8 protein-coding genes are annotated in these 11990 nt (G+C 73.2%); 3 read left to right on the top strand and 5 right to left on the bottom strand.

All coding sequences use genetic code 11. The features are described from left to right. Nucleotides 1-116 precede the first annotated feature (116 nt). The 5 genes from FLX08_RS23025 to FLX08_RS23005 all read right to left on the bottom strand — a co-directional run bounded on the left by FLX08_RS23025 (nucleotide 117) and on the right by FLX08_RS23005 (nucleotide 8855). Nucleotides 117-881, bottom strand: a complete 765-nt coding sequence (locus tag FLX08_RS23025) for an alpha/beta hydrolase family protein (RefSeq protein WP_142621178.1) — start codon at nucleotides 879-881, stop codon at nucleotides 117-119. A gap of 174 nt (nucleotides 882-1055) precedes the next feature. Next, nucleotides 1056-1991: an NrfD/PsrC family molybdoenzyme membrane anchor subunit gene (gene nrfD / locus FLX08_RS23020; RefSeq protein WP_244312821.1), complete on the bottom strand. Its 936-nt coding sequence runs from the start codon at nucleotides 1989-1991 to the stop codon at nucleotides 1056-1058. Beyond that, on the bottom strand, nucleotides 1991-2737 hold the full coding sequence (locus tag FLX08_RS23015) for a 4Fe-4S dicluster domain-containing protein (protein WP_142621176.1): 747 nt from the start codon (nucleotides 2735-2737) through the stop codon (nucleotides 1991-1993). Before FLX08_RS23015 ends, nrfD begins: the two co-directional genes overlap by 1 nt. Next, on the bottom strand, nucleotides 2730-5897 hold the full coding sequence (fdh, locus tag FLX08_RS23010; RefSeq protein ID WP_142621175.1) for a formate dehydrogenase: 3168 nt from the start codon (nucleotides 5895-5897) through the stop codon (nucleotides 2730-2732). The genes FLX08_RS23015 and fdh overlap by 8 nt, the downstream gene beginning before the upstream one ends. Before the next feature lie 33 nt (nucleotides 5898-5930). Then, nucleotides 5931-8855 (bottom strand): AfsR/SARP family transcriptional regulator, encoded by a 2925-nt coding sequence (locus tag FLX08_RS23005; RefSeq protein ID WP_142621173.1) that lies wholly within the window; start codon nucleotides 8853-8855, stop codon nucleotides 5931-5933. A 100-nt stretch (nucleotides 8856-8955) separates the two neighbouring features. Between FLX08_RS23005 and FLX08_RS23000 the strand changes: the two genes are divergently transcribed. The 3 genes from FLX08_RS23000 to FLX08_RS22990 all read left to right on the top strand — a co-directional run bounded on the left by FLX08_RS23000 (nucleotide 8956) and on the right by FLX08_RS22990 (nucleotide 11852). Further along, nucleotides 8956-9855 (top strand): M23 family metallopeptidase, encoded by a 900-nt coding sequence (locus tag FLX08_RS23000; protein WP_142621171.1) that lies wholly within the window; start codon nucleotides 8956-8958, stop codon nucleotides 9853-9855. Nucleotides 9856-9860: 5 nt separating this feature from the next. After that, nucleotides 9861-11342, top strand: coding sequence for an N-acetylmuramoyl-L-alanine amidase (locus FLX08_RS22995; protein WP_142621169.1), 1482 nt, complete (start codon nucleotides 9861-9863; stop codon nucleotides 11340-11342). A gap of 219 nt (nucleotides 11343-11561) precedes the next feature. Next, nucleotides 11562-11852: a hypothetical protein gene (locus FLX08_RS22990; protein ID WP_142621167.1), complete on the top strand. Its 291-nt coding sequence runs from the start codon at nucleotides 11562-11564 to the stop codon at nucleotides 11850-11852. Nucleotides 11853-11990 lie beyond the last annotated feature (138 nt).

Raw genomic sequence — 11990 nt, 5'->3', positions numbered from 1 at the left:
CGGGCGCCGACCGATCCCACGGCGTGACGGAGGTCCACCAGCCGCTCCCGCCTGAGCCATGACAGGGCGGAGGCCGGGGTCGCGGCGCCCGGATCGCCGGACGCCGCGACCGTACGTCAGGCCGGCGGGGTGAGCGGCCGGCGGAGGTGCCGGGCGAAGAAGCGGACCGCGCTGTCGGCCTCGAACCTGGGCAGTTCCTTGTGCCTGCCCGCGTTGGCGTGCAGCGTCTTCTCCTTCGAGGCGAAGGCGTCGAACAGGGCGAGAGCGGCCTCGCGCGGGATGTGTTCGTCGTCCCACTGCATGTCGAACTCGATCGGGACGGTGATCTGCTTCGCCTTCTCGATCAGGACATCGGGCCAGTGCTGGCCGAAGACCGCGGCCGTGATCCTGGGGTCGATCGCCACGAACGGCACGCCGACCGCGGTGCCCATGTTGATGCCGAAGTAGCCGACCGGCCCGTCGGCGCCGATCTCCGGAAGTTCCTGGAGCGCGTCCAGGACCGCCTGCCATTCGGGCACGGCGAGCTCCGCCAGGTGGGCGTTGTAGCGGACGACGATCGGCCCTTCCGGCTCGCCCGCCGCCCTCGCCCGGAACAGCTCGGCGATCTCCTGCTCGTCGTGCGCCGTACGCGGCCGGTCGCCGTGACCGGGCGCGTCGATGACGGCGACGTGGAAGCCGCAGCCGGTCGCGAGGAGGCGGGCGCGACCGGCCATCGCCGGATGCTTCTTGTGATTGCCGCCGCCGTGGCCCATCAGGACCAGGGGCGCGCGGCCGGTGCCGGGAGCCGGCGACCAGAGGACTCCGGGGACGTCGCCCACGGTGAAGTCGCGTTCGATCATGCCGTCCGAGGACGACTCGGCGGTGAACCGCAGAGTGTGCACAGGTGTTGCCTTTCGGGAGAGCCTCGGCGCTCCCGGCGACACCTACGTCGATCGCCCGGCCGTGACGGGAAGGGGGAGCACCCACGTGGTTCCTGCGTTCATGGGTCTCACCTCCTCGGCCGGTCACGGTCACCGGCACGCTACCAGGGTCGCCGGTCGTCTCTCGAACCCTTTTCAGCGGCCGGGCACGGAGGCGGGGCGGCCCGCGTCGAGGCGGTCGCGCTGCGGCACGACGGTGTACTTGGGGTCCCTGGCCGAGGCCCGGCCCGCCTCCAGCACGCCGAACCGGGTGCACAGGGCTCCGGCCGTGATCGCCATCGCGGACAGCGCGGTGAGGGCCCGGCTGCGCCGGGCGACCGTGGCGAGCAGGCCGCCGCCGAGGGTGAGCACGCGGGAGGCCCGCATGAGCCTGCCCGCCCTGCCCGTCCGGTACGGCTCGCCGACGAGGCCGAGACGGTGCTCCAGCAGCCCGCCCGCGACGATCTCGGCCATGGCCCCCGCCGCCGCGGCGGTGCGGGCGGGCCCCGCCAGCGCCCGGGGCGTGGTGAGCATGACGGCCGCGCCGGCCGATGCGAGCGCGCTCCCGGCGAACAGGAACGGCAGCTCGCGCATGCCCTCGTGCCAGGCGGGGACGGCGGTGTCGGCCAGCAGGACGGCCGTGTAGGTGGCCATCGCCATACCGCTCAGGCCGCTCGCGACCGACGCGGCGTCGCCCGCGAGGGGCAGCAGGCCGGTCACCGCGGAGCCCGCCGCCACGCCGGTCAGCCCGCTGTGTGCGGCCAGCGTCCACGAGCCGACGCTCATCGGCGAGGTGAGCTTGAACACCCGCAGCATGTTGAGGAAGCGCATCGGGCGGCCGAGCTCGGCCACCAGGAAGACGGTTCCGACGCCGGCCCCGGCGAAGGCGGCCATGCGGGCGGCCAGCTCCAGCCGATCCCGCCCGGTGAGGCGGGCAGCGGCCGCCATCGCGCCCGCCGCGCCGGACAGCCCGCCCAGATAGAGGTACGCCGGCATGTGGGGCTCGTGCCAGAGGGGCTGCTTGATGACCGGCTGGCCGTAGTAGGACCGGAACTCGGCGTCCGGCACCATCTCGTCGCGCCGCCTCGGCATCAGGCCCTCCTCAGGAAGGAGACGGCGACGCCGGCGGCGAGGGCGAGGGCGGCGCCGCCGGCCCAGCGCCACATCGCGGGCAGGTCGCGGGTGGTCACCACGGGATCCGGCGGCAGGCCGTACGTCTCGGGCTCGTCCAGCAGGAGGAAGAACGCGCCCGTGCCGCCCACCCCGTTGTCCGGGTCCGCGCCGTACAGCCGGGCCTCGGTCGTGCCCTCGGCGTGCAGCCGTTCGACCCGTTCCTCTGCCCGCTGCCGCAGCTCGTCGAGCGGCCCGAACTGGATGGACTTCGTCGGGCACGCCTTGGCGCAGGCGGGCTCCATGCCGCCGCGCAGCCGGTCGTAGCAGAGCGTGCACTTCCAGGCCCGGCCGTCGTCCTGTCTGCGGTCGATCACCCCGTAGGGGCAGGCGGGCACGCAGTAGCCGCAGCCGTTGCAGACGTCGGGCTGGACGACGACGGTGTCGAACTCGGTGCGGAACAACGCGCCGGTGGGGCAGACGTCGAGGCAGGCGGCGTGGGTGCAGTGCTTGCACACGTCCGACGACATCAGCCACCGGCCGTCCTGCTCGACGAAGGCGACGTGCCGCCAGGTGCTCGCGCCGAGCGCGCCGGTGTTGTCGTAGGAGGTGGCCCGGAACACGAACCCGTCGTCGGGCACGTCGTTCCACTCCTTGCAGGCCACCTCGCAGGCCTTGCACCCGATGCAGACGGTTGTGTCGGTGAAGAACCCCACCCGCTCAGCCATGGCGATACCTCTCGGTCAGGTCGAGCAGCGCGGGGCCGCGCGGGCGCCGTCCGGGCAGGACGTCGCAGGTGCCTGCCTTGCTCTCCTGGATGTAGACGTTCGGGTCGAGCACGATCGACGGCAGGTCGTTGACGATGTCCCCGGTGATGAGCCCGCCGCTGCTGTATCCCCAGTGGTACGGCATGACGATCTGGTGGACGACCTTCCCGTTCAGTCGCAGGGGCCGTACACGGCCGGTGACGAGCACGCGCAGCTCGATCGCGGTCCGCGCGGTGACGATCGTCGCCCAGTCGCCGTTGTCCAGGCCGAGCTCCCCGGCCATCTCCCGCGACATCTCGCAGAACGCCTCCGGCTGGAGCTCCGCCAGGTAGGGCAGGGGCCTGCTCATGGCGCCCGTCGTGTGGTGCTCGGTGAGCCTGCTCGTCGTGTAGACGTACGGGAACCGGGGCGACAGCGCCGGGTTGTACGGGTTCTCCGGCCGGTCGATGGTGCGGCGGGCCGGGTTGGCCTGCTGCCCGTACAAGGCGTTGCGCACCGGCGACTCGTGCGGCTCGTAATGGGTGGGCAGCGGCCCGTCGGACAGGCCGGACGGGACGTACAGCCAGCCCCTGCCGTCCGACTGCATGATGAACGGGTCGGTGCCGGCCAGCGCGTGCTCGGCCTTGGCCCCCTCGGGCGGCACGTAGTCGGGCGCCTTGTCCTCCTCGAAGTCCGGCACGTCGGGCCCGGTCCACTTGGTGCCGTCCCAGTAGACGTACTTCTTCCGTTCGCTCCACGGACGGCCCTGCGGGTCGGCGGAGGCGCGGTTGTAGAGGATGCGCCGGTTCGCCGGCCAGGCCCAGCCCCATTCGAGCGCGGCCGGGCCCTGCTCGGTGTGCGGGGTGCGCCGGGCCGCCATGTTGACCCCGTCGGCGTACACCCCGCAGTAGATCCAGCAGCCGCAGCTCGTCGAGCCGTCGGGCTTCAGCTCGCGCAGCGACGCCAGCAGGCGGCCGTCGGCGGCGCTGCCGTTGATCTCGCGGAGCACGGCCGCGGCGTCGGGGTCGCGCTGCGCGCCGATCTCCGGGTAGTCCCAGGTCAGCTCCATCACCGGCCGGTCGATGTCGTCGTCGCCGAGCCGCTGCCTGATCCGCTTGCCGAGGTGGTGGTAGAACCACAGGTCGCTGCGGCAGTCGCCCGGCGGGTCGAGGGCCTTCTCGCGCCACTGCAGCAGCCGCTGGGTGTTGGTGAACGTGCCCTCCTTCTCCACGTGGCTCGCGGCGGGCATGAAGAAGACCTCGGTGCCGATCTCCTCGGTCTGCAGCTCCCCCGTCTCGATCTCGGGCGCGTCCTTCCAGAACGTCGCGGTCTCCACCAGAACGAGGTCGCGGACCACCAGCCAGTCGAGGTTGGCCAGCCCCAGCCGCTGCGCCTTGCCGTTGGCCGACCCGACGGCGGGGTTCTCGCCCACGACGAAGTAGCCCTTGACCGTGCCGTCGATCTGGCCCATCACGCTCGCGTAGTGGCCGTGGTCGCCGGTCAGCCGGGGCAGGTAGCCGAAGCAGTAGTCGTTGGCCTCCGTCGCCGCGTCGCCCCACCACGCCTTCAGCAGGCTGACGACGTACGCCCGCCGGTTGCCCCACCAGCCGGTGTCGGCGCCCTCGCGTTCCAGGTAGTCGTCGAGGCCGCCGTGCCGGTGGGCGTGCGGCATCGCGATGTATCCCGGCAGCAGGTTGAACAGGGTCGGGATGTCGGTGGAGCCCTGGATGCTCGCGTGCCCGCGCAGCGCCATGATGCCGCCGCCCGGCCGGCCCATGTTGCCCAGCAGGAGCTGCAGGATCGCGGCGGCCCTGATGTACTGCACGCCGACCGAGTGCTGCGTCCAGCCCACCGAGTAGACCCACGCCGTGGTCCGCTCCCGGCCGGAGTTGGCCGTGATCGCCTCGGCCAGCTCGTGGAACCCCTCCGGCGGGATGCCGCACAGCTCCTCGACCATCTCCGGCGTGTAGCGCGCGTAGTGCCGTTTGACGATCTGGTAGACGCACCGCGGGTCGGTCAGCGTCGGGTCCTGGGGCGGCGTCGCGCTCGCGCCCGCGCCGCGCGCGCCGTACGAGTCGGACCCCGCCGCCTCCGCGTGGCGCGCGCCGCCCTCGACCGGCTCCTCCTCCTCGGGCACGTCGCCCTCGTACGCCCAGCTCGACGGGTCATACCTGCCGGTCTCCTCGTCGTAGCCGGAGAACAGGCCGTCGAGGTCCTCGGTGTCGCGGAAGTCCCGGTTCACCAGGGTCGCGGCGTTGGTGTACGCGAGGACGTACTCGCGGAAGTCGAGCCCGTTCGCCAGCACGTAGTTGATCAGCGCGCCGAGCAGCACGATGTCAGTACCGGCGCGGATCGGCAGATACCTGTCCACGGTCGCACTCGTACGGCTGAAGCGCGGGTCGACGTGGAAGACCTTCGCGCCGCGCTCGCGCGCCTCCATCACCCACTGGTAGCCCACCGGATGGCACTCGGCCATGTTGGAGCCCTGGATGACGATGCAGTCGGCGTTGGCCAGGTCCTGCTGGGACTGGGTCGCGCCGCCACGCCCGAAGCTGGTCCCCAGACCGGGGACGGTGGAGGAGTGTCATATGCGCGCCTGGTTCTCGACCTGGATCGCGCCGAGGGCGGTGTAGAGCTTCTTCATCAGGTAGTTCTCTTCGTTGTCGAGCGTCGCCCCGCCCAGGCTGGCGATGCCCAGAGTCCTCCTGACCTCCTGTCCCTCGTGCGTCTGCTGCCAGGTCTCGCGCCGGGTCCGCACGACGCGGTCGGCGATCATGTCCATCGCGGTTTCGAGGTCGAGCGGCTCCCACTCGGTGCCGTACGGCCTGCGGTAGAGGACCGTCGTCTGACGGCCGGGGTGGGTGACGAGCTGCTTGCTGGCCGACCCCTTCGGGCACAGCCGTCCCCGCGAGATCGGCGAGGCGGGGTCGCCCTCGATCTGGGTGACCTTGCCGTCCTTGACGTAGACGAGCTGGCCGCAGCCCACCGCACAGTAGGGGCAGACGGAACGCGCGACGGTCTCGGCCTCCTCGACGCGGGGCCGCAGGGCGTCCGTACGCGCCGAGCGCGCCGCCCGCCCTCTGCCGTCCTCTCCCCTGAGCTGCCGGATCACCGGCCAGCGGGAGAGCCATCCACCGCCCACGACGCCTCTGATGCCCCGCTCATGCCGGTCTAATCACGAGATATCGCCGTCTCCCACCACCTGCCGCGACGTGACCGCGTGGAGATAACCGCGGGCGAGCGCGCGACGACCGGACGAGCGGTGCAGCTCGCCGAGCAGCCGCCGCGTGGCCGCCTCCCCGCTCCGGTCGCCGAGCTGCCGGAAGATCGCCAGTGAGCTCTCCAGCCGGGCCGAGCCGTTCCGCCAGTCGCCCCTGGCCGCCTGGAGCCCGCCCAAGCCCTGCATCGCGTACGCCGCGCAGTGCCGGTCGCCGAAGCCCTCGAATATCGTCAGCGCCCGGCCCTGGGCGCGCATCGCCCGCCCGGTCTCCCCCGCGAGGTCGTGCAGGCGGCCGATCTGGAGCGACACGCAGCCCTCCCGGTGGGCGTCGCCGAGCTCCCGCGCCATGCGCAGCGCGCCGCCGAGCCAGTCGGCGGCGCCGTTCAGGTCGCCCGCGCTCAGGCGGCTGCGCCCGAGCGCCTGCCGGGCGTACGCCTCGCCCGACCGATCGTCCAGCGACACGAACATCCCGAGGGCGCGGCGGAAGTGCCGGGACGCGGCGACGTGGTCGCCCCTGAACTGGCCGACCGCACCCAGCCCGCAGACCGACACGGCCTCGCCCCTGAGGTCCCCCAGCGTGCGGAAGAGCACGCGCGAGCGGCGGAACATGCCGGCCGCCTGGGCGTACCTGTCCCGGTAGAGGGCCACCTGGCCGAGCCCGCGCAGCATGGCGGCCTCCCCCGCGCGGTCTCCGGCGGCGCGGGCGGCCTCCAGGGCGACGCGGTGGGTCTCCTCCCACGCGCCGAGGTGACAGCGCAGGTCGAAGTACGGCACGAGCGCCGCCGCCAGGCCCCAGGCGGCGCCGGTCAGCCCCGCCTCCGCGGCCAGCCGTACGGCCTCGACCAGGGTCTCGTGCTCCGCGCCGAACCAGGAGACGGGATGGGCGCCGACCCGGCGCAGGGCGTCGTCGGGCAGCCGCCAGCGCCGGGCCGCGGGCGAGGTCAGGCGGAAGACCGTGGTGGGCAGGCGGGCCGTGGCGTGTTCCGTGGCGGCCGTCCAGCCCGCGACCACGCGCGCCAGCGCCGGCATGTCCACCTCGCCCGCCTTGTCCCTGGCGTCGACGCGCAGCAGGTCGGGCAGCCGATATCGGGGCTGGCCGAGGGGGTCGGTCCCCACCGGGCGCAGCAGGTTCGCGTCGACCAGCACGTCGGTCACGGCGTCGCTGCGGTGCCGGTCGAGCACGGCGTCGACCACCCAGCCGGGCAGCGGCCGGGCGCCGAGCAGGCCGAGCGCGCGGAACGTGCGCGCGGCGTCGTCGGGCAGCAGGCGATAGCTGCGGTCGAAGGACTCCCGCACCACCAGGTCGCCGGCGCGCAGCTCGGCGAGCCTGACCGTCTCGTCGTCGAGCCGCCGCCGCAGCACGGCCGGAGACCAGCCGGGACGGGCGGCCAGCCGCGCCCCTGCCACCCGGATCGCGAGCGGCAGCCGGCCGCAGGCCCGCACGATGGCGGCGGCCTCCTCCGGCTCCCGCTCCAGCCGCTCCGCGCCGACGATCGCCGTCAGCAGCTCCAGCGCCTCCGCGTGGGGCAGGACGTCGAGGTCGATCCGGGCGGCGCCGGGCAGCTCGGTGCGGCGCCTGCCGGTGACGACGACGGCGCTGCCGCCGCCCGGCAGCAGCGGCCGCACCTGCGCGGCGCCCGCCGCATCGTCGAGCACGACCAGCATCGGCCGCACGGCGAGCAGCGTGCGGTAGAGCGCGGCGCGCTCGTGCACGGTGGGCGGCAGCGGCTCCGCCGCGCCCAGCGCGCGCAGCGCCTCGGCCAGCAGCTCTCCCGGCTCGGCCGGTGATCCCGCCGCGCCGTCCCGGGGGTCGGTGCCGCCGAGCGACAGGAAGAGCTGGCCGTGCGGGTACGCCTCGCGGACGGCGTGGGCGCAGCGCACCGCGAGCGCGGTCTTGCCGACGCCCGGCGGCCCGGTGACGACGGCGACCCCGCCGGGGGCGAGCGCCCCGGTCAGCTCCGCCGCCTCGGCCGCCCGCCCGGTGAAGTCCACCAGGTCCGGCGGCAGCTGACGCGGCACGACGGGGTTAACGGCGTGAGTGCGGCCGGTCGGGAAACCGGAGGCGGCGGTGGGCGCGACGGGAACCGGCGGTTCGGCGGGAAGGCCGCCCGGGGCGGGCGGTCGTGGCGGCGGCTCCCCGGCGAGCACGGCCGCGTGCGCCCGGCGCAGCTCGGGCCCGGGCCCGACGCCGAGCTCGCTCACGAGATGCTCGCGGATCGCACCGAAGGCGCGCAGCGCCTCACCCTGCCGCCCCGACCAGTGCAGGGCCAGCATGAGCCTGCTCCACAGGTCCTCGCGGAAGGGGTGATCGGCGAGCAGGGCGCGCAGCTCCCCGGCCGCCTCGCCGTACTCTCCGGCCGCCATGAGCAGCTCGACCAGGTCTTCCGCGGCGCGCAGCCGCGCCTGGGCGAGCCGTCCGAGCCTGCGGTCCCACAGCGGGCTGCCGGGCAGGTCGGACAGCGGGACGCCCTGCCACAGCGCCAGCGCCCGTGCCAGCAGGTCGGCCGCCTCGTCGGGCCGGCCCAGCGCCCGGCGCTCCCGCGCGGCGGCCACCCGCTCCTCGAACAGCAGCAGGTCGAGCTCGTGCGGCGGCAGCTCGATCGCGTACCCCGACCCGATGGCCCGGATGCGGGCCGGGGCCGGCCCGAGCTCCGCGCGCAGGGCGCTCGCGTACGTGCGGAGGTTGGCCGCGGCCGAGCGCGGCCGGTGGTCCGGCCACAGCACCTCGGCGAGCTCGTCGCCGCCGACGGTGTGGTTGGCGTGGAGGAGAAGGGTGGCCAGGAGCATGCGGGGCTTCGGCCCGCCGAGCCGTGGCGCCGTGCCCGGCAGGCGGACCTCCAGGGGACCGAGCACGTTGAACATAGGCCGATCGACTGTCATGACCGCGTTGCTCCTCGAAGGACCGGTTCGCCATGACTCGCGCAATCTTTGTACCCAACTCTTGATGATTTTTGTGCGGCAGATTCCGACTCTTTTGGTCATGAGACTCAAATCGCTTGTCACGGCGGGCCTCGCGGTGGTCCTGGGCCTCGCGTTCAGCACCGCCACCGCCCCAGCGGCCTCCGCGGCGGGTCCGCGCCCGAACTTTCAGATGCCGTTCCCCTGTGGCCAGACGTGGACGGGCAACTCCAGCGCGAGCAGCGCCCACCAGTCGTACGAGATCGACTTCAACCGGGGCAGCACGGCCGACGCCGACTACGGCGACACGGTCGTGGCCGCGGCGGCCGGCACCGTCGTCATCTCGGCCCACCAGGGCTCGACGAACGGCTTCGGCAACCTCATCAAGATCGATCACGGTGGCGGCTGGTTCACCTACTACGCCCATCTGAGCCTGCGCTCGGTGAGCGCGGGGGCCAGCGTGAGCCAGGGCCAGAAGATCGGCGAGGTCGGCAACACCAGCAAGCCGGGCAACAACATCTCCCCGCACCTGCACTACGAGGTGCGCACGAGCGACACGTCCTACCCCGCCAACATCCAGAAGGCGGTGTTCAACGGGGTCACCTTCGGCTACCCCGCGCAGACCGTGACCTCGCAGAACTGCGGCGGCGCGTCGACCAACCCCTACACCCCGCAGGAGGTCTGCGGCAGCGGCTACTCGGTGATCGACTCGGCCGCCCTCGGCACAGCGGGCACCGTCTATCTGCTCTACAACTCCGGCAACGGCTACAACTGCGTCGTCACGATGAAGAAGACCTCACTGGGCACGGCCACCGCGACCACCGCCTATCTGGAGGTCCAGGGCAAGAGCCGGGTCACCGACTCCGGCAACTACGGCTATTACGCCGGGCCGGTACGGGCGGCAGCGGCCGACAAGTGCGTGAAGTGGGGCGGCAAGGCGGGCTCGAACACCTACGACAGCCCCTTCGAGCACTGCGGCTGATCCCCATGACCGCATCCCTGATCGTCCGCGCGCCCCGGCGTACGGCCCTGACCGCCGCGGGCGTCGTGACGCTCCTGCTGTGCCTGGCCGGGCTCGTCCCGGCCGGGCCGGCCTCGGCCGCCGAGGGCCCGCTCGCCACCGCCTTCACGCAGGCGGCGGCGGCCCACGGCGTCCCCCGCGACCTGCTCGTCGCGCTCGCCTACGCCGAGACCCACCTCGACGGCCACGACGGCAGGCCGAGCGCGAGCGGCGGCTATGGCGTGGCACACCTGGTCAGCAATCCCACGCTGCACACCCTGGAAGAGGCGGCAGGGCTCACCGGAGCGCCGGTCGCCTCGCTCAAGGCCGACGACGCGGCCAACGTGGCGGGCGCGGCGGCCGTCCTGCGGGCCAGGGCCGACGCCCTGGGCCTGGACGCCGCCGCCCGCGCCGACGCCGATCGCTGGTACACCGCCGTCGCGCGTTACGGCGGGGCGAGCACGCCCGAGGTCGCCCGGCTGTACGCCGACGCCGTCTACGACCTGCTGTCGGCCGGGTTCACCGCGCGGACGCCGGCGGGCGAGACGATCACGGTGGCCGCCCGCCCGGCGCGTCCGGACCGGGGAGCGCTCGCGAACGCCCGCGACCTCGGCACGCCGGAGAACAACCGCACGCTCGCCGCGGCGGCCGTCGACTACCCCGGCGCGACGTGGGTGGCGGCCAGCAGCGCCAACTACGCGGTGTCCAACCGGCCGGCGAGCGACTCGATCGACCGCATCGTCATCCACGTCACCCAGGGCTCGTACGCCGGGACGATCTCCTGGTTCCAGAACCCCGCCGCCCAGGTCTCGGCGCACTACGTCGTACGGTCGTCCGACGGCGCCATCACCCAGATGGTGCGGGAGAAGGACCGGGCCTGGCACGCGGGCAACTCCGACTACAACCACCACTCCGTCGGCATCGAGCACGAGGGATACGTGGACAACGCGTCCTGGTTCACCGACGCGATGTACCGCTCCTCGGCCGCCCTCGTGCGCTCCATCGCCGCGCGGTACGGCATCCCCACGGACCGCTCCCACATCGTGGGGCACTACCAGGTACCCGGCTCCGACCACACCGATCCCGGGCCCAACTGGAACTGGAACACGTACATGCAGTACGTCACGGGCGGCGGCGGAACCGGGAACCCGTACACGCCGGAGCAGGTGTGCGGCGCCGGCTACTCGGTGATCGACTCGGCCGCCCTCGGCACGGCCGGCACCGTCTATCTGCTCTACAACTCCGGCAACGGATACAACTGCGTCGTCACGATGAAGAAGACCTCACTGGGCACGCCCACCGCGACCACCGCCTATCTGGAGGTGCAGGGCAAGAGCCGGGTCACCGACTCGGGCGACTACGGCTATTACGCCGGGCCGGTACGGGCGGCAGCGGCCGACAAGTGCGTGAAGTGGGGCGGCAAGGCGGGCTCGAACACCTACGACAGCCCCTTCGAGCACTGCGGCTGACCTCCTCCGGCATCGGTTCATGATCCGGGCATGATCCCCGGACACGATCAAGGGCCTCCGCGCGCCGCACCGCGCGGGGGCCCTGCCGCTGCCGGGGAGATCTGCGAGAGCTTGGGCCGCGTGGAGTGTAGAGCCCGCAGGGAGGGCAATAAGGGCCTGATGCAGCCCGCTTCGCGGGCGATCCGTGCCCGCGGAACCACCCTCACGCAGAGGACGTCGATGAGCGACCAGCCGCCCGAGTGGGCGAGAAATCTTGAGAAGGCGGCGATCGAGGCGGCCAGGGCCGTCGAACGCGCCGGCCGGGCCCTCGGCAAGGCGGTGGAGCAGGCGGGGCGCACCGCCAAGGCCCAGGCCGCGATGGCGGCGGCCTACCAGGCCGACCTGGAAGCGCTGGAGAAGGTGCTGCGGGAGCTCCCCGCGGAGCAGGTCAGGGACATCTCGGCCGCCGCGGCGGTGGTCACGGCGACCGCCGACCGGGTGCTGTCCCAGACGCCGAAGGACGATCTCTGAGCCGGTGCGCCTCCGGCCCCAAGGCGGCAGGATACGAGCGGCGCAGCGCAGAAGAGGCGCGGCAGAAGTGGCGGCCGGGCGGGAGCGGCGGCGCGGCGAAGGAGCGGCGGCCGAGCGCCACGTCGATATCCACAGCCT

It is taken from the genome of Microbispora hainanensis (genome assembly GCF_006874475.1).
GTDB lineage: Bacteria > Actinomycetota > Actinomycetes > Streptosporangiales > Streptosporangiaceae > Microbispora > Microbispora hainanensis.
This window is presented reverse-complemented; position numbering and strand designations above follow the sequence as displayed.

What these genes read in the sequence shown, in the direction of transcription:
- nrfD (WP_244312821.1), bottom strand. Translation starts at nt 1,991, where the DNA reads ATGCCGAGGCGGCGCGACGAGATGGTGCCGGACGCCGAGTTCCGGTCC.
- FLX08_RS23015 (WP_142621176.1), bottom strand. Translation starts at nt 2,737, where the DNA reads ATGGCTGAGCGGGTGGGGTTCTTCACCGACACAACCGTCTGCATCGGG.
- FLX08_RS23005 (WP_142621173.1), bottom strand. Translation starts at nt 8,855, where the DNA reads ATGACAGTCGATCGGCCTATGTTCAACGTGCTCGGTCCCCTGGAGGTC.
- FLX08_RS23000 (WP_142621171.1), top strand. Translation starts at nt 8,956, where the DNA reads ATGAGACTCAAATCGCTTGTCACGGCGGGCCTCGCGGTGGTCCTGGGC.
- FLX08_RS22995 (WP_142621169.1), top strand. Translation starts at nt 9,861, where the DNA reads ATGACCGCATCCCTGATCGTCCGCGCGCCCCGGCGTACGGCCCTGACC.
- FLX08_RS22990 (WP_142621167.1), top strand. Translation starts at nt 11,562, where the DNA reads ATGAGCGACCAGCCGCCCGAGTGGGCGAGAAATCTTGAGAAGGCGGCG.